General features: G+C 63.0%; 17 protein-coding genes. 7 read left to right on the top strand and 10 right to left on the bottom strand.

What is annotated here, in order from left to right:
• Positions 1-68 precede the first annotated feature (68 nt).
• The 4 genes from J6497_RS13365 to J6497_RS13350 all read left to right on the top strand — a co-directional run bounded on the left by J6497_RS13365 (position 69) and on the right by J6497_RS13350 (position 4,726).
• Positions 69-1,994, top strand: coding sequence for a potassium transporter Kup (locus J6497_RS13365; protein WP_225704729.1), 1,926 nt, complete (start codon positions 69-71; stop codon positions 1,992-1,994).
• Between the two features lie 111 nt (positions 1,995-2,105).
• Entirely contained in the window at positions 2,106-2,435 is a 330-nt protein-coding gene (locus tag J6497_RS13360; protein ID WP_225704728.1) for a rhodanese-like domain-containing protein, read from the top strand.
• A gap of 7 nt (positions 2,436-2,442) precedes the next feature.
• The gene (locus tag J6497_RS13355; protein WP_225704727.1) at positions 2,443-3,612 is read left to right on the top strand and encodes an aminotransferase; all 1,170 of its coding nucleotides are present in this window, start codon (positions 2,443-2,445) and stop codon (positions 3,610-3,612) included.
• A gap of 4 nt (positions 3,613-3,616) precedes the next feature.
• Positions 3,617-4,726: a polyamine ABC transporter substrate-binding protein gene (locus J6497_RS13350; RefSeq protein WP_225704726.1), complete on the top strand. Its 1,110-nt coding sequence runs from the start codon at positions 3,617-3,619 to the stop codon at positions 4,724-4,726.
• Between the two features lie 119 nt (positions 4,727-4,845).
• Here J6497_RS13350 and J6497_RS13345 read toward each other — a convergent pair whose 3' ends face one another.
• The 6 genes from J6497_RS13345 to J6497_RS13320 form a co-directional block, all read right to left on the bottom strand.
• Positions 4,846-5,781 (bottom strand): lipid A biosynthesis lauroyl acyltransferase, encoded by a 936-nt coding sequence (locus J6497_RS13345; RefSeq protein ID WP_225704725.1) that lies wholly within the window; start codon positions 5,779-5,781, stop codon positions 4,846-4,848.
• A gap of 74 nt (positions 5,782-5,855) precedes the next feature.
• The gene (locus tag J6497_RS13340; protein WP_225704803.1) at positions 5,856-7,133 is read right to left on the bottom strand and encodes a beta-ketoacyl-ACP synthase; all 1,278 of its coding nucleotides are present in this window, start codon (positions 7,131-7,133) and stop codon (positions 5,856-5,858) included.
• A 116-nt stretch (positions 7,134-7,249) separates the two neighbouring features.
• Positions 7,250-8,437, bottom strand: coding sequence for a beta-ketoacyl-ACP synthase (locus J6497_RS13335; protein WP_225704724.1), 1,188 nt, complete (start codon positions 8,435-8,437; stop codon positions 7,250-7,252).
• A complete protein-coding gene (locus J6497_RS13330; RefSeq protein WP_225704723.1) occupies positions 8,430-8,903 on the bottom strand; it encodes a 3-hydroxyacyl-ACP dehydratase FabZ family protein in 474 nt (157 codons plus the stop codon). The genes J6497_RS13335 and J6497_RS13330 overlap by 8 nt, the downstream gene beginning before the upstream one ends.
• Positions 8,904-8,912: 9 nt before the next feature.
• The gene (locus J6497_RS13325; RefSeq protein ID WP_027583603.1) at positions 8,913-9,218 is read right to left on the bottom strand and encodes an acyl carrier protein; all 306 of its coding nucleotides are present in this window, start codon (positions 9,216-9,218) and stop codon (positions 8,913-8,915) included.
• A gap of 191 nt (positions 9,219-9,409) precedes the next feature.
• Positions 9,410-9,751 carry a hypothetical protein gene (locus tag J6497_RS13320; protein WP_225704802.1) on the bottom strand — a complete coding sequence of 114 codons (342 nt, stop codon included), beginning with the start codon at positions 9,749-9,751 and terminating at the stop codon, positions 9,410-9,412.
• Positions 9,752-10,048: 297 nt separating this feature from the next.
• Between J6497_RS13320 and J6497_RS13315 the strand changes: the two genes are divergently transcribed.
• Entirely contained in the window at positions 10,049-10,675 is a 627-nt protein-coding gene (locus J6497_RS13315; RefSeq protein ID WP_225704722.1) for a ParB-like protein, read from the top strand.
• On the opposite strand, the gene J6497_RS13310 is transcribed toward J6497_RS13315, so the two are convergent.
• The 4 genes from J6497_RS13310 to J6497_RS13295 all read right to left on the bottom strand — a co-directional run bounded on the left by J6497_RS13310 (position 10,672) and on the right by J6497_RS13295 (position 14,302).
• Positions 10,672-11,172: an MgtC/SapB family protein gene (locus J6497_RS13310; protein ID WP_225704721.1), complete on the bottom strand. Its 501-nt coding sequence runs from the start codon at positions 11,170-11,172 to the stop codon at positions 10,672-10,674. The genes J6497_RS13315 and J6497_RS13310 overlap by 4 nt on opposite strands.
• A gap of 21 nt (positions 11,173-11,193) precedes the next feature.
• On the bottom strand, positions 11,194-11,772 hold the full coding sequence (locus tag J6497_RS13305) for a peroxidase-related enzyme (RefSeq protein WP_225704720.1): 579 nt from the start codon (positions 11,770-11,772) through the stop codon (positions 11,194-11,196).
• Between the two features lie 89 nt (positions 11,773-11,861).
• Complete coding sequence (locus J6497_RS13300) at positions 11,862-13,598, bottom strand: ATP-binding protein (RefSeq protein WP_225704719.1); 1,737 nt, start codon at positions 13,596-13,598, stop codon at positions 11,862-11,864.
• Positions 13,599-13,873: 275 nt separating this feature from the next.
• Positions 13,874-14,302, bottom strand: coding sequence for an SRPBCC family protein (locus tag J6497_RS13295; RefSeq protein ID WP_225704718.1), 429 nt, complete (start codon positions 14,300-14,302; stop codon positions 13,874-13,876).
• 174 nt (positions 14,303-14,476) lie between these two features.
• Between J6497_RS13295 and J6497_RS13290 the strand changes: the two genes are divergently transcribed.
• Together J6497_RS13290 and J6497_RS13285 are read left to right on the top strand one after the other, a co-directional pair.
• Entirely contained in the window at positions 14,477-15,685 is a 1,209-nt protein-coding gene (locus J6497_RS13290) for a cytochrome P450 (RefSeq protein ID WP_225704717.1), read from the top strand.
• A 94-nt stretch (positions 15,686-15,779) separates the two neighbouring features.
• Positions 15,780-17,267 (top strand): amino acid permease, encoded by a 1,488-nt coding sequence (locus tag J6497_RS13285; RefSeq protein ID WP_225704716.1) that lies wholly within the window; start codon positions 15,780-15,782, stop codon positions 17,265-17,267.
• Positions 17,268-17,375 lie beyond the last annotated feature (108 nt).

Genomic DNA, 17,375 nt, shown 5'->3' with positions numbered 1-17,375 from the left:
GCATTCGTGGGGGGATATAGCCCTGCCACTCTGTTTCGTTGTGCTGTGAACAATAGAGGCTCCCTCCCATGTCGTCCGAGAGTGCGGTCACCGAGGCGGAAACGCCCGCGGCCAATGGACATGGGGAAGCGCATTCCACGGCGGGGTTCAGGGCGCTGACGCTCGGCAGCATCGGCGTCGTCTACGGAGACATCGGCACCAGCCCGCTCTATGCGCTGCGCGAAGCCGTCGTCGCGGCCAGCGCGCACAGTGGTGTTGCCACGACGCAGGCTGTGCTCGGTGTGCTCTCATTGATCCTGTGGGCGCTGATCATCGTGGTCACGCTCAAATACGTGGTGATCCTGCTGCGCGCCGATAACCACGGCGAGGGCGGAACACTGGCGCTGATGGCGCTGGCCGAACGCGCCGTTGCCAAGGGCGCCGCCGTGGTCGTGATGCTCGGCATCATCAGCGGGGCCTTGTTCTACGGCGATGCGGTGATCACGCCGGCGTTGTCGGTGCTGTCGGCGATCGAAGGCATCAAGCTCGTCACTGCGACCTTCGAACATTATGTCGTGCCTATCACGGCGTTGATCCTGGTGGCGCTGTTTGCGGTGCAGTCCCACGGCACGGCGCGGGTCGCCGCATTCTTCGGACCCATCATGTGCATCTGGTTTGCGGTACTGGCGATCGCAGCCGTGCCGCAGATCACCAGGCATCCCGAAGTCCTGTTGGCGTTCAATCCGCTCTACGCGGTCTCCTTCATGCTCCATCACGGCGTGATCGGGTTCGTCACTCTCGGCGCGGTGTTTCTCGCTGTCACTGGCGCGGAAGCGCTCTACGCCGATCTCGGGCACTTCGGCAAACGGCCGATCCAGTTCGCCTGGCTGTTCATTGTGCTGCCGGCGCTGGTGCTGAATTACATGGGGCAGGCCGCGCTCGTCATCGTCGATCCCAAGGCGATCGAGAATCCGTTCTTCCTGATGTTCCCGGACTGGGCGCTGATCCCGATGGTCGTGCTCGCGACGGTCGCGACCGTCATTGCCAGCCAGGCCGTCATCACCGGCGCCTATTCGCTGACGCGCCAGGCGATCCAGCTCGGCCTGCTGCCCCGTTTCGAGATTCGCCATACCTCGGAAGCTCATTCGGGGCAGATCTTCATCCCCCGCATCAACCTACTGCTGCTCATCGCGGTGTTGTTGCTGGTGCTGATGTTCCGCTCCTCCAGCGCACTGGCCTCGGCCTATGGCATCGCGGTGACCGGCACCATGGTGGTCACGGGCATGATGGGCTTTGTCGTAGTGTGGAAAGTCTGGCGATGGTCGCCGATCGCTGCCGCAGCGCTGATCGCACCCTTCCTGTTTCTCGATTTCACCTTCCTGACGGCAAACCTGTTGAAGGTGCTGGAAGGCGGCTGGGTGCCGCTCGCGCTCGGCGGAGCCGTGATGCTGTTGATGTACACATGGCGGCGCGGCAGCCGGCTGTTGTTCGAGAAGTCGCGCAAGCTGGAATTCCCGCTCACAGATCTCGTGGCGATGCTGGAGAAGCGGCCGCCGCAGCGCGTCTCCGGCACGGCGGTGTTCCTGACCAGCGATCCCGCCAGCGCGCCGACCGCGCTCATGCATAGTCTAAAACACTACAAAGTGCTGCATGAGAAGAATGTCATTCTCACCATCGAGACCGCGCCGACGCCGCGGATCGACCCGTCCGAGCGGGTGCGAATGGAGCAGATCAGCCCGACCTTCTCCAAGGTGACGCTACGCTTTGGTTTCATGGAATCGCCGAACGTGCCGAAGACGCTGGCGATTGCCCGCAAGCTCGGCTGGCACTTCGACATCATGTCGACCTCGTTCTTCCTGTCGCGGCGAGCGCTCAAGCCTGCGGCGCAGTCCGGCATGCCGCGCTGGCAGGACCATCTGTTCATCGCCCTCAGCCGCAGCTCCAACGACGCGACCGACTATTTCCAGATCCCAACCGGTCGCGTCGTCGAGGTTGGAACGCAGGTGACGATCTAGCTTTTTGCCTTCCCTAAGCCGTTTGCGGTGCTTGATTTTCCCTGCGCAAGAGGCGACTTTGCGCCCGAAACAGCGGCTGGCTGAGCTCAATGAATTGTCTGGAGAACGCGTGTGGCGGACCACAAGGTGCAAGATCTAACGCCTCAGGAGGTGTCGAAGGGAATAGCGGATGGACGCTATCTCCTGGTCGATGTGCGCGAGCCCAATGAGGTCGCTGCCGAGGCCTATCCCGATGGCGTCGTGGTGCCGTTGTCGGCGTTTGACCCGAACGAGATTCCCGATCCACAGGGGCAAGAGGTCGTGTTCGCCTGCCGCTCAGGCAAGCGCTCGGTGACGGCATCGCTCGCGGCGCAGTCGGCGGGGTTGCCCTACGACAAGCATCTGGCAGGGGGCATGTTGGCCTGGAAGGCGGCGGGATTGCCGACCAAGGCGGGCGGCTGACCTTTCCATGACTTCCATGAACAAGGTCTTCGCGGACCTTCCCGTCACCATTTTCGAAGCGATGTCGCAGCTTGCGCGCGACAACAAGGCCATCAATCTCGGGCAGGGCTTTCCGGACGATCCCGGTCCGGAGGACATCCGTCGCGCGGCCGCGGACGCCTCCATCAACGGCTACAACCAGTACCCATCGATGATGGGCATCCCGGAGCTCAGGCAGGCGATTGCGACTCATTACGGCCGCTGGCACGGGCTCAACCTCGATCCCATGACGGAAGTGATGGTGACCTCGGGCGGCACCGAAGCGCTGACATCATCGATCCTCGCTATGGTCGAACCGGGTGATGAAGTGGTCGTCTTCCAGCCGGTGTACGATTCCTATCTGCCGATCATCCGTCAGGCTGGAGGCATTCCGCGTCTGTTGCGGCTGGAGCCGCCGCACTGGCGGCTGAACGAGGAGATGCTGCGGAGCGTCTTCAACCACAAGACCAAGGCGGTGCTGTTCAACAATCCGCTCAATCCGTCCGCCGTGGTCTATCCGCGTGAAGATCTCGAACTGCTGGCCCGGTTCTGCCAGGAGTTCGACGTGGTCGCGATCTGCGACGAGGTCTGGGAGCACGTGGTCTTCGATGGCCGTGAGCATATTCCGCTGATCACGCTGCCCGGCATGCGGGACCGCACCATCAAGGTGGGCAGCGCCGGCAAGATCTTTTCGCTCACCGGCTGGAAGATCGGTTTCGTCTGTGCAGCGCCGCCGCTTCTGCGGGTTGCCGCCAAGGTGCATCAGTTTCTCACGTTCACCACGGCGCCCAATCTGCAGGCGGCGGTGGCCTATGGGCTCGGCAAGCCGGCCCCGTATTTTCACGATATGCGCAAGGATCTGGCACGGAGCAGGGACAGGCTGACACAAGGACTGGAGAGCCTCGGCTTTCCCGTCCTGAAATCGCAGGGCACCTATTTCCTCACCGTCGACCTGTCGCCGCTCGGGCTCAATGAGACCGACGAGGCATTCTGCAGGCGCATCGTGACCGACTACAAGGTGGCTGCGATCCCCGTCTCGGCCTTCTACGAAAAGGATCCGGTGATCTCGGTTGTGCGTTTTTGCTTTGCAAAGAAGGACGCAACCCTCGACGCTGCGTTGGAACGTCTGTCGGACGCGGTGCACCGTCGCAAGAGGTAGAGACATGCACGAGCAGGGCCGTCATTCCATTCGTTTCGCCGCCCTCCTGGCCGCGGCCCTGCTCGCCTCTCCATCCGCCCGCGCCGAGGAGCGCACGGTCAATTTCTACAATTGGTCGAACTATATGGCGCCGGGGGTGCTGGAGGACTTCACCAAGGAGACCGGCATCAGGGTGACTTACGACACCTTCGATGCCAACGAGACGCTGGAAACGCGCCTGCTCGCGGGCAAGTCGGGCTACGATGTCGTGGTGCCGACCGGCTATTTCCTGCAGCGCCAGATCACCGCAAAGGTCTTCCTCAAGCTCGACAAGTCGAAACTGCCGAACCTCGCCAATGCCTGGCCGGTGGTGACCAACCAGCTCGCGACCTACGATCCGGGCAACAACTACGCTGCCAATTACATGTGGGGCACCACCGGCATCGGCTACAACGTCCAGATGGCTCAGAAGATTCTTGGCCCCGGGGGCCGGATCGATAGCTGGGACACGGTCTTCAAGCCGGAGAATCTCGCGAAGTTCAGGGATTGCGGCATCCACATGCTGGACTCCGCCGACGACATCCTGCCGGCGGCTCTGAATTATCTCGGCATTGATCCGAACTCCACCAAGCAGGCCGATCTCGAAAAGGCCGCCGACCTCGTCAGCAAGATCAGGCCTTACGTGCGCAAGTTTCATTCCTCCGAATATCTGAGCGCGCTCGCTTCCGGTGAGATCTGTTTTGTGGTGGGCTGGTCGGGCGACATCATGCAGGCGCGCAGCCGCGCGGTCGAAGCCAAGAACGGCGTCGAAATCGGCTACACCATCCCGAAGGGAGGTGCGCAGATGTTCTTCGACAATCTCGCGATTCCTGCGGACGCCAAGAACGTCACTGAAGCCTATGAGCTGATCAACTACCTCTACCGGCCGGATGTTGCGGCAAAGAACTCGAACTTCCTGTCTTACGCCAACGGCAACCTGGCCAGCCAGAAGCTGATCGATCCGAAGATCTTCGACGACAAGAACATCTATCCGGACGAAGCGACTCAGAAGAAGCTGTTCGTCATCACGGCGCGCGACCCGGCAACCCAGCGGATCATCAACCGGCTGTGGACGAGGGTGAAGACGGGGAGGTGACGCTCGCTGTCGCGACGCTTTCTGTCATTGCGAGCGAAGCGAAGCAATCCACGCCTCCGCTTGCTGCACCATGGATTGCTTCGCTCCGCTCGCAATGACGATGTGAGATCGTCGTGAGTTCACCGCCAGCGGCGGTGCAGCCACAGCCACTGCTCCGGATATTCGCGCACCCAGCCTTCGATCACATTGGTGACGGCCTGCATTGTGCCCTGAATATCGATTTGCCCGGACGCATCGAACACCGGCTTTACTTCCTCGGAGAGCTCGCCCCGGAATCGGTTGTCGGGCAGGCGGATGATGCGGACGCCGTGGATCGGGCATTCGACTTGACGCCGGAGCCGCGCCAGCATCGGGTTGGCCTTGGTCTTGCGGCCGAAGAAGGTGATGTCGACGCCGTTGGTCAGATATTGGTCGACCAGCATGGCGACGTGCTGGCCGCTCTGCAGCGCCTGCGCCAGGCGGAGCGGCGCGCCGCGGCCGGCGGGGATCAGCGCGCCCATCTTGACCGCGCGGATCTTCTCGATCGCGCGATCTGCGGCTTCGCTGTTCGGTCGTCGGAACAGGATCGCGGTGTCGAGCCCGTGCGCGACGGCCGCAAGCGCCGGCAATTCCCAATTGCCGAGATGGGCGGCAAAGATCAGCGCCGGCTTGCCGTCGTCCCTGATCTGGTCAAACAGCTCGATGGTCCGCGGCGACAATTCGATGCGGCTGTTTTCTGGGTGGTCGCGATCGTAGTCCCAGATATGGTCGAGATGGGCGAATTCGGCGCCGATGCGACCGAGATTGTCCCAGACGCCGGCCAGGATCTTCTCGATCTCCTCAGGCGATTTTTCCGGAAATGCGGCCTTCAGATTCTCGCGGCCGATCCGGTCCTCGCGCAGCCTTCGACCGATGAAATGCGCGGCGCGCCCGAAGAAATCGGCGGTCTTGAACGGATCGAAGCAGCGTGTGGTGCGCAATAGCGCGATCGTCAGCGCGCCCACCGCCGCGTCCCCCACGGGCTTGACGGCGTCGCGAAGGCGCGCGCGGGCACGAAGGAGCTGCAGACGGTTCATCGCGACAGGCGGCGCGGCGTTTGGTTAAGCATGATCTCTTCAGAAAACCCGAGACCAGTTCCTTGGATCATGCTCTAGGCCGGCTCGCGCATCAGGATCAATGAGGCGTTCTGCCCGCCGAAGCCGAAGGAGTTGGACATCACGGCGGTCACGCGGGCATCGCGCGCCTTGTTGCCGACCACGTCGAAATGAATGGTCGGATCCGGCACGTCATAATTGATGGTCGGTGGAATCCGCTGATGCTCGAGCGTGAGCAGCGAGAAAATCGCCTCGACCGCACCGGCCGCGGAGATCGTGTGGCCGACCATCGACTTGTTCGACGATACCGGAATCTTCGAGATTTGCTCGCCGAAGACTGCCGAGGTCGTCAGATATTCCATCTTGTCGTTCTCGGGCGTGGCCGTCCCGTGCGCGTTGATGTGGTCGATCTGCTCCGGCGCCATGCCGGCGTCGGCCAGCGTCTTGCGCATGCAGCCGATGATCGGCTTGCCATCCGGGCTCGAGCGGGTGCGATGGAACGAATCGGTGAGCTCGCCGCAGCCAGCGACGACCCCCAGGATCGTGGCGCCGCGCGCGGTCGCCGCCTCATAGCTCTCCAGCACCAGCGCGCCGGCGCCTTCCGCCATCACGAAGCCATCGCGGTTCTTGGAGAACGGCTTCGAGGCAGCCTGCGGCGGATCGTTCTGCGTCGACAGGGCCGAGAGCAGGGAGAAGCGGACAACGGCCTCCGGATTCACCGAGCCGTCGGTCGCAACGCACAGCGCGGCATCCGCCTCGCCGCGACGGATCGCCTCGACGCCGAGCTGGATCGCTGTTGCGCCGGAGGCGCAGGCGGTCGACAGCGAGATCGGCGAGCCCTTGGTACCAAAATTCTCGGCGAGGTATTTTGCGACCGAACCGAACATGAATCGATCATGGTAAGCGGCGAACCTGCCGCCGCCGCTCGCGCGCAGCATGTCGTGGTAGTCGAATTCCTTCTTGTCGATCAAGCGCCCGAGTTCGAGCCGCTGCGGCCATTCGGTCTCAACCGGTGCGACCGCGAGGAAGAGGGGGCCTGGAAAATCGCCCTTGCTGCCGATGCCGGATTGCGCCAGCGCCTCTTCGGTGGCGATTTCGGCGATGCGTTCGGAAAGTCTGGTCGAGGTGAAGGGATCAACGGCGATGAAATCGATCGTTCCCGCCATCGTGGTCCGCAGGCCTTCGATCGGGAAACGGGTGACCGTCTTGATCCCGGATTCGCCAGCAGCGAGCTTGGCCCAATTGTCCGTTTTCCCGGCGCCAAGCGACGTGACGATGCCCATGCCGGTCACGACAACGATCGGTCTGCCGAATTTATCGCGTGGTGTCGCCATGCTTCCCCCGTCGATGCTGCGCCCGATCATGATCCGCTTCGAGAGTGCCGGATCATGATCTCATCTCACTGTTTGAGCGTGACCTCCCGGATCATGCTCTGGCGCGCGAATGCGCCCTACTTGATGGTCTCGACCAGGGCCATCCCTTCGCCCTGCCAATGACCGGTTCCCACCACCACAATCTGGGTCGGCGGGTCGGACTTTTCAACCTCAAAGCCGGTCGGATCGTTTGGCGGAAACAGGGCGCCGCGCGAGATCGAGAGCGCCGCCAGCGCAACGCCAAGCGGGAATTGGGCTTCCACGGTGTGGCCGAACATCGTCCCGGTGGCGCGCACGGCAAGGCCTTGGTGCTGGCGCAGGAACGCTCGCTCTTCCGATGTGACGGGCTCGGCGCCGGTGGCGCCGGTGACGACCACGCCAGCATCGTCGCCGACGCCGAGTTTCGACCACAATGCCTCCAGCGACTTCGTCACCGCGCCCGCCTGCTTGCGCTGTGCGAGGTCGGCAACCACCTTGCTGAGCTTGGCGTAGGGCTTGGCGCCGCGCGCCTCGGCGTGCTCGCGGGATTCCAGCACAAGGAACGCCCCCGCCGAGCCAAGCGCGAACCCGCTGTTGTTCTCGCGAGCCCAGACCCGAGCGAACTCGCCGGTCAGGTTGAAGTCGCCGAATTCAAAGAGGACGAGCAAGTCGAGGCGTTCGCCATTATAGGCGCCGCCGACGAGGGCAATGTCGCTCTGTCCGGCCTCGATGCGCGCCAGCGCAATCCGCGCCGCATCGATGCTGGACGCTTCCTCGCCCATGAAAGTGCGCGAGGTGCCGCGGACGCCGTGAACGATCGCGATATTGCCGGCAAGCAGGTTGGAGAGCTGCGCGAGGAACAGCGTCGGACGCAGCTCGCTCATCAGGCGCTCGTTCAGGAAGCCGGGACTGAAATTGCCGCGTGCGTCGGCGTTCAGGATCGCCGTATCGACCGCGAGGTCGCGCTCGCCGCCGCCAGCGGCGACGATCATGTCCATGCGGGACAGGATTTCCTGATTGCCTTTGACGCCCGCCGAATCCAGTGCGAGCCCCGCGGCATAGGTGCCGATGCGCTGCCAGGCTTCCATCTGGCGCTGATCGCCCTTCTTGGGGATTTGCGCGTCGAAGCTGACGGGGGCGATCGGATGGACGATGTAGGGCGCGAACCGTTTGTCGTCGATATTGATGCGCTTGGCGTCGAGGGCATCCCAATGCGCATCCAGCCCCTCGCCGAGCGACGACAGGATGCCAATGCCGGTGATCCAGACTTCCTTCCGTTCAGTCATGCGTCATTGCCTGCTGCGGAAAGCCGATCCTCTTGGCCATCGCGTCCATGTGTACGCGCAGATCGGGATGGGGGAAGGGGATGTGGCGGAAGGTCAGGGCGGCGTTGCATTTCAATTCCTTGCCTACCCGAACCTTGGCCGACGTCACCGCAAAGCCCGAACCTTCATGCTCGACCTTGGCGTCGATCGTCAGGACCTCGCCTGGGTTGACGAAGCCGCGCATCTTGGCTTCCTTGATCATCGCGAGAAAGGGCATCCGTTCGAACTTCATCAGGCCGAGCAGGAGCCAGCCGGATGACTGCGCCATCGCTTCCGTCAGGAGCACTCCCGGCATGATCGGGTAGCCCGGGAAATGGCCTTCGAAGATCGTGTTGGTCTGCGGAACGTCAGCCTCCACCACAATCGTCTTGTTGCCGATGTTGAGATCGACAATGCGATCGATGAGCTGGAAATATTCGAGCTGCATGGGGCGCGATTAGGAGCCCGACGCCGTGCCCGTGCCTGCATTCTTGGCCGCGACCAGTTCGTCGATGCGGTCGGCAAGATTCTTCAGCACGAAATACTGCTCGGTCGTGGCCTTGCCGTCGTTGACTTCCTGGGTCCACTTCTCGAGCGGCATCTTGATCCCGAACGCCTTGTCGATCGCAAAAGCGATGTCGAGGAAGTCGAGACTGTCGATCCCCAGATCGTCGATGGCGTGGCTTTCCGGCTTGATCGTGTCGCGCGGGATATCGCAGGTCTCGGCGATTATGTTGGCGATCTGCTCGAATGTGGAAGACATAACTAAGCCTTTGATATATTGGCGGTAATTCCGGGATGGTCGGGAGGTGGCGGGCGGCGCTGTCCCGGAATGCCCTGTTCCCCCGGGCGGACTCGAGTGCCCGTATATCGGAGCGGGGCCGCGAGTTCAATGGAGCTTGGTCTTGTCTGTGGGCCCCTCGTTGGACAGCAGATACCGCTGCGGTTCCCGCGCTAGCTTCGCGGTATCACCGAAATCCGCGCGCAATCCCGCCGCCCCATCAGGACGCAATCCTGGGTTTTGCGCAGGTCGGCGATGCTCACGGCCAGCCAGATGCCGATCGCGGTCAGCGCTACAGTGAATGCGAAGGCTGCGATATTGGCCAGCATACGCTGGCGGAAGTCATCGGGCTCTTCGCGCGGGCGTTCGTAGCGAGAAAGGTCGCGGGCGACTTGCCCGGACTTTCCCGCCTCATGCGGCTGCTCGCGGCGGGCTGGCGGATCGGCTGAGGTGCGCGGCCGGAATTTGAGCACCACGTGCTCGCCGTCCGAGCTGATAGGCCGCTGGGTTTTCACTGCCGTCCGTCCGCAGAAGTTGCGATCCTGTTTAGCACGCCGCGCGCGCTTCTCACGTAAAATGTTGGTGCGCGGTCGCGCAACATGATCCTGCGGCATTTCATGGAACTGATGGCGCAGCGACAGGCGCAAGGCATCGCGGCGATGTGTGCGACGCAACCTCGCCGCGCGACGTCGAGGATCACCCGTTCACAGCTCGTCAAGACAGGAGGCGAAGGAATTCAATCCCGGGTGGCGCCATGCGATAGTGGAACCAGCCTCCGATGATTTCCGTGGGCAGGAATAGGGAGTTGAACCATGGCCAATACGCGCGAGCCGATTCTCAAGCCGGTCGCGGTCGCGTCCCTGCGCCCGACGCAGATGACGGTCGGCATGAGGGAGGTAAACGAGAAGCGCAAGCGCTGGCGCGAGCACAAGTCAGCGAAGAAGCGTGCCGAGATGTTGGGCGAGCACATGATCCCGGTGGTACTCGGGCCCGATGAGCGCTACTACGTCGTCGACCATCACCATCTCGCTCGTGCGTTGCACGATGAGGGCGTCAAGGATGTGCTGGTGACCGTGATCGGCGACCTCACCATGGTCGAGCGCGATGCTTTCTGGGGCGTGATGGACAACAAACGCTGGGTCTATCCCTACGACGCCAAGGGCGACCGCAGGCATTTTCGCGATCTGCCGAGATCGGTGACTGACCTGAAAGATGATCCGTTCCGCAGCCTCGCCGGCGAACTGCGCCGGGCCGGCGGCTTTGCCAAGGATACCACGCCATTCAGTGAGTTCCTGTGGGCGGATTTCCTGCGCCGCAAGGTCGCGCGCAAGCTTGTCGAAGCTGATTTCGAGACCGCGATGGAGAAGGCGCTCGCCTTCGCAAAGAGCAAGAATGCGATCTACCTGCCAGGCTGGTGCGGACCAGCCTCGGATGATTAGCGACTTGTCGGCGGCCGTGGCGGCGTGACGGTCGGGTCGTGTTCGTCCGGATCGTCGCTGCCGCCCAGTTTGCGATGCAGGAAGCGCTCGGTGCGGCGGCCGAGGGTCAGGAGCACGAGCGCAATTGCCACGGCCGTCGCCACGATCCGCCACTCGCCGGCACCGGAGACGATGCCGATGCAGGCGGCCAGAAAGGCGCAGGCAGCGCTCGTCAATCCATGGACGCGGAAGGGCTCCCTTTCCCGGACAATGACGCCGGCGCCGAGAAAGCCGATGCCGGTCAGAACGCCCTGGATCACACGGCTGGTCGCATCGGTGATCCTACCGGCCTCGGTGAACTGCACAGCGACGACCACGACAGCTGCGGTGGACAGTCCGACAATGCCGAGCGTCTTCAAGCCGATCGGTTTGCCGCGCAGGTCGCGATTGAGACCGATCAGGCCACCGGCGAGCGTGGCGACGCCAAGACGCAGGATGATGTCGCTCCATTCAAGCACGCGGCATACCTCGGCGGTCGGCTATTTCGGCAGCCGTCCCATCATGTAGAATTCATCGTTTGGGCGCATCGCTGTGAAATTGGCCATCCGGTTCGAAAGCGCAAAGAAGGCGGCGATCGCCGCGATGTCCCAGATGTCGTCGTCGCTGAATCCGTGCGCGGTGAGTGCGGTGAAATCGGCTTCCGCAACCGTGCTCGCCTCGCGGCTCACCTTCATCGCGAAATCGAGCATCGCGCGCTGGCGCGGCGTGATGTCGGCCTTGCGATAGTTGACGGCGATCTGGTCGGCGATCACGGGATTCTTGGCACGGATGCGCAGGATCGCGCCATGCGCGATCACGCAGTAGTGGCACTGGTTGGCGGCGCTCGTCGCCACCACGATCATTTCCCGCTCGGCCTTGGAAAGCCCGCTCTCTTTCTCCATCAACGCGTCATGATAGGCAAAGAAGGCGCGAAACTCGTCGGGGCGATAGGCGAACGTCAGGAAGACGTTCGGCACGAAACCGGATTTCTCCTGCACTGCGAGGATACGTTCGCGGATATCCTTGGGCAATTTGTCGAGGGAAGGCGCGGGAAAGCGTGTCGCGATCGGCTCGGTCATGGCGGGCTCCGAACTTCAAGACCCCGGAGGGCGGTTTTGTCGGAACCATAGTCGATGACGGCACGGGCGCAAGCACCCGCGCTGGATGTTCAGCGCAATGGCTTCTTCAGAAGCGAGAAGCGATCGGGATCGAGCCCCAGCGAGGGTTGCAGCATCGGCGCATCCAGCGTCGTGGTCCGCGCGGCGGGCCGCTCGCTGATCGCGGGGTCGTTCGGCACGTCGCGGTGCGAGGTGGCGCCGCGCCAGCGCTCCAGGACCGCCGAGACGAAGTGCATGTCGTGGCCGGCGGCAACCGACGGCACGGTCGCGATGGTGGCTTCGCTGCGCGGAAGCTGATGCGGCGGCACCTCCTTGAAGCGCAGCCGGGTCGGCAGTGCCACGCCTTCGCCGAATGCCAGCACTTCGCGGGTGCCGAGCGAGGGCACGAACGACAGCAGGTTGGCCGCGGCGTCGGAGACCGCCGAGCGCAACAGCGCCTGGTCGCGGTCGTTGGCGAGCCGCATCGTGAACAGCGTGTTGCACTGGGAGATGATGGTGGCATCGAGCTCGGCCGGGCGCTGGGTGACGAGGCCGAGATAGACGCCGTATTTGCGGCCTTCCTTGGCGATGCGGGAGACCGCCTTGCGCGTCGGGCCGAAGCCGATATTGCGGTCCGCGGACGCATAACGGTGCGCCTCCTCGCAGACGAACAATAGCGGCGAGACTCCGTCGCTCCACAGCCCGAAATCGAATGCCATCCGGCAGAGCACGCTCACCACGGAATCGATGACCTCGGCCGGGAAGCCGGCGAGCTGCATCACTGTCATCGGCCTGCCGTTGGCGGGTAGGCGGAACAGGTGGCTGATGACCTCCGCCATGGTGTCGCCGCCGACATTGGCGTTGTCGAACATGAAGGCGTAGCGCGGATCGTTGCGCACGGTCTCGATGCGCGAGATCAGCTTGTGATAGATGATGCGCGAGGAGCGGTTCTCGAGCTTGCCCATGCGCTCGTCGATCAGCGAGATCAGGTCGACCAGACGATACGGCACCGGCGTGTCGACGGTGTAGCCGATCTGCTTGGGATCGATGCGCTTCAGTCCAATACGGTCGGCATTCTGGTATTGGGTGTAGATGCCCTTCGCCATCGGGATGACTTCAGCGAGGATGTCGAGTTCCTCCGGCACGCCGGGGCGGCCGCCGAACAGCACGTCGACGATCTCTTCGAAGTTGAACAGCCAGAACGGCAGTTTCAGGTTGCGTGGGTTCAGCACCTGGGCGCGCTCGCCGAAGCAGCGGCCGTATTCGTTGTGCACGTCGAGCAGGAAGATGCGCAGGTTCGGCCGCGACTTCAGGATTTCGTTGAGCAGTAGCGACACGCCGGTCGACTTGCCAACGCCGGTCGAACCGAGCACAGCGAAGTGCTTGGACAGCAACTCCTCGATATCGACATAGGCGGTGACCGAACGGTCCTGCTGCAGGGTGCCGATATTGATCTGGTCCGAGCCACTCGGCGCATAGATCGTGCGCAGCTCCTGTGCGCTGATCAGGTCTACGGTGTCGCCGATGGTCGGGTAGTTGGTGACGCCGCGTTGGAATTTGGGACGGTCGCCGCCGAGAATTTCGCCGAGCAGGTCGACGGAAGCGGTTGCGATGTAATTGTCTGAAGTCGGCAAGTCCTCGCAACTCACCTCCGTGATCATGGCGACGATCACGGAAGACGCACTCCGGATGCTGACGAAGCGGCCGACGGTTGCGCGCACTTCCGAAAACGGCATCTGGCTGGTTGCCAGGAGTCCGACGCGCGCTTGTGAGCCGCGCACCGAAATCACACGTCCAAAGGATGTCACAGTTCCGGACCCGGGATATTGGGAGGTTGAGCTGGATTCTCACTATGGGAAGCGGGGCTGGACAAAGGGTTAAACCGAAGCGGTTCCAGGTTTGCTAAATCCGCATCATCCGGGTGAGGATTTGCTTCGTGAGTATGGCTGGCGGAGCGCGTGCCGCAGGAAAATTGAAGGTTTTCTCGTCAGAACTTGGCCCAACCCCTCGCTGGTTCCGATTAACGATCGATTTACCACGTCGGTAGACTGCGGTACCGCGCTGCCGCGCACGAAAAGAAGGATCACGCCGGAGGCGGGGGGTGGGTGCTGACGAGATGGTCGAGACCTGCCTTCAGGAATGATTTGACGGCGTCCGTCGCACCGGATGCCTCGTCCGACATCAGATCGAAATAAACGGACCAAACGACCCTGCTGCTGTGTTCCGGGGCATCCTCAATGCGGAACTCGCCGACATAGTTGCGGATCGGCATCGCGGTCGTCTCCATCCTGTAGCGATAGAAACGTTTATTTGGCGCGAATTCGATCAGCCGTTCGGTCTGTTGCTCGCCGTCGCGCGTCTCGGCAACCCGCGCGCAGCCTTCGTGGTCTCCTTCGCTTTCCACCCTCGTCAGCATCGGGTGCCATCGGCCCACCGAGCCGAAAGAACCGATCTCCCGCCAGAGGTCTGTGGATTTCTCGCCGATTGGCACGGATACGATGATTTGCGGCATGCGTCAGTCCCCGTCATTCTGCTTGCCTCGTGGCGCAAACCATTTCGCGGCGCGGCGGTTCCCGGGGAGTCCTGAAAAAGGGCGGGAAAGCGGGCGCTCTATCCGACGCATGATCGTGCCTTGCGCGCGGCGCGCGCCGCACCACTTTCATCGGGCGAGGCGGGAGGGGAACCGGTGGCGACACGCATCGATTTTACCAGTGAAGAATTCTTCCGCGATCCCGCGACCGCTGTTGCGGCGCTGCGAGCTATTGCGCCGGTGATTGCCACGCGATTTCCGATCGTGGGCAAGGTCTGGGTCACCACGACCTATGAGACCACCGCACAGATGCTGAAGGATTCTTCCACCTTCACGTTGCGCAAGGAGGACGGGGCGCTCGCGGGGCTTCAGTGGTGGATGCCGAAATCCATCGCGACGATCGCCAACAGTATGTTGACGAAGGACGAGCCGGATCACAGCCGGCTGCGCGACTTCGTCGACGAGGCGTTCCGCCGTCGTGCCGTGCTCGAGATGGAACCGCATATCCGGGCGATCGCGGACGGCCTTGCGGATGAACTGTTTGCAGCGGGCAGCCCAGCCGATCTGGTGCAGCGTTATGCGCGCATCTTGCCGCTGTCTGTCATCTGCGAGCTTCTCGGCCTGCCAGCGGCCGACCGGCCGAAGTTCATCGGTTGGGCGAATGCGATGGGGCAGATCGCCAGCGCCTTCGGATTCCTGAGGATGCTGTTCATCCTGGGGAAGATGCGGCGCTATCTGGAGGAGCGCCTCGAGGCCGCACGCAAGGAGGGCGGTGAGGGGCTGATTGCCGAACTGGTGCAGGTCGAGAGAGATGGCGGCCGCATCACACCGGACGAAATGGTATCGATGGTGATACTGTTGCTTGGCGCCGGCTCCGAAACCACGACGCACCTGATCAGCGGATCGGTCTTCGAACTGCTGAAGAATCCAGAGATGCGCGACTGGCTTGAGGCGGACTGGAACCGCGCCGCCATCGCGGTCGAGGAATTCCTGCGCTTCGTCTCGCCGGTGCAATTCTCGAAGCCGCGTTATGTGCGGCGCGATGTCGAGCTCGGCGGCATAAACCTTAGGAAGAATGATCGTGTGATGGCCATGATCGTCGCGGCTAATCTCGATCCCGCAGCGCACCCGCAAGCTGAGCGAATGGACCTCGAGCGGCGACCGAACCGCCACATCTCCTTCGGCACGGGCATCCATTTCTGCCTCGGCCACCAGCTCGCGCGGATCGAGGCGATCTGCGCGCTCAAGGCGCTGTTCACCCGCTGGCCAAAGCTTCAGCTTGCGGTTCAGCCGTCTGAGATCCATTGGCGCCGCCGGCCGGGCATTCGGTCGATCGCGAATCTGCCAGTGGTGCCGAATGCGTGAGCGGCGCGGTCCGTCGCGATTGTCGCAAGCGGTATCCAGACCGTGCTAGCCTTGTGCGACCGGCCGCCGGGTCGACGTCGCGAGGAGGCGGTTCTTGGCAGATATCTGGGCAAGAAAATCGACAGCCGAGCTGCTGCTGGAGGCCGCAGCGGTGGAAGGCGATGCGCGAACGTTGCCGCTGCGGCGCTCGCTGTCGGCACTCAATCTCGTCGCGCTCGGCATCGGCGGCGTCATCGGCGCCGGCATCTTCGTCCTGACCGGACATGCCGCGGCGGCGAATGCGGGACCCGCGGTGGCGCTCTCGTTCCTGCTCGGCGCGATCGCCTGCGCCTTTGCGGGCCTCTGCTATGCGGAGATGTCGTCGACCGTCCCGGTCTGCGGCAGCGCCTATACATTTGCGTACGCGACGCTGGGCGAATTCGTGGCCTGGATCATCGGCTGGGACCTGATCCTCGAATATGCCGTCGGCGCCATCGCGGTCTCGATCGGATGGTCGGGCTATGTCGTCAGCTTCGCCAGGGATTTTGGCGTTACGATACCGCCGCAACTGGCGTCAGCGCCGCTGAACTATGACGCGACCACGCATGCATGGTCGGCGACCGGTGCGATCTTCAACGTGCCGGCGATGCTTGTCATCATCTTCATCACGGCCCTGCTGGTTGCGGGGATCAGGGAATCGGCGCGGTTCAACAATTTCATAGTCGCGGTGAAGCTGATCGTCATCCTGCTCTTCATCGCCTGCACGATCTCCTCGTTCACGACCGCGAACTGGGTCACCGCGAGCAATCCCGAAGGGGCCTTCATTCCGCCGAATGCGGGCGCCGGAGTCTATGGCTGGTCCGGCGTGTTCCGCGGCGCAGCCGTGGTGTTCTTCGCTTATATCGGTTTCGACGCGGTCTCGACCGCCGCGCAAGAGGCGAAGTCGCCGGAGCGCGACATGCCGATCGGCATTCTCGGCTCGCTCGTGATCTGCGCGGCGCTCTATGTCGCCGTCGGCTTCGTGCTGACCGGCATCGTGCCGTTCGACCGGCTGAACGTTCCCGACCCGATTGCGGTCGGGATCGATGCGGCCGGCGTCGGCTGGCTGTCGCCGATCGTCAAGCTCGGCATCCTGTTCGGCTTGACCTCGGTGATGCTGGTGCTGCTGCTGGCGCAACCCCGGATATTCCGCGCGATGGCGTATGATGGATTGCTGCCACAGGTGATTGCAAACATCCATCCGCGTTTCCGGACGCCTCATGTCGCCACCATCGGTTCCGGCATTGTCGTTGCCCTTCTCGGTGGGTTGCTGCCGATCGGGTTGGTCGGCGAGCTCGTGAGCATCGGCACGCTGTTCGCATTTACCGTGGTCTCGATCGGCACAATGGTGCTGCGCGTCGTCGATCCGGACCTGCCACGTCCGTTCCGGGCGCCGGCGATCTGGCTGGTGGGGCCGGCCGCGGCCGCAACCTCGCTCTTCCTGATGTTCAGCCTGCCGACGGACACCTGGATCCGGCTAGCGGTGTGGCTCGTGATCGGGCTTGTGATTTACGCTGCCTATGGCCGGACGCACAGCCGTCTGCGCGCGAACGGTCAGCGCTGAGGTGGAACGATTCGGCCAGGAGCAAATTCATCCAGGGCATCGTCCACGTCCGATCGAAATATTCCGGCCAGCGCCGCGACGGCGACACGAGATCACGCGATTTTGCAG

The sequence above is a fragment of the Bradyrhizobium cenepequi genome (genome assembly GCF_020329485.1).
In the GTDB taxonomy this organism is placed as follows: Bacteria; Pseudomonadota; Alphaproteobacteria; order Rhizobiales; family Xanthobacteraceae; genus Bradyrhizobium; species Bradyrhizobium cenepequi.
Note: the sequence above shows the minus strand (reverse complement) of the source record. Positions and strands in the feature narration are given on the sequence as shown.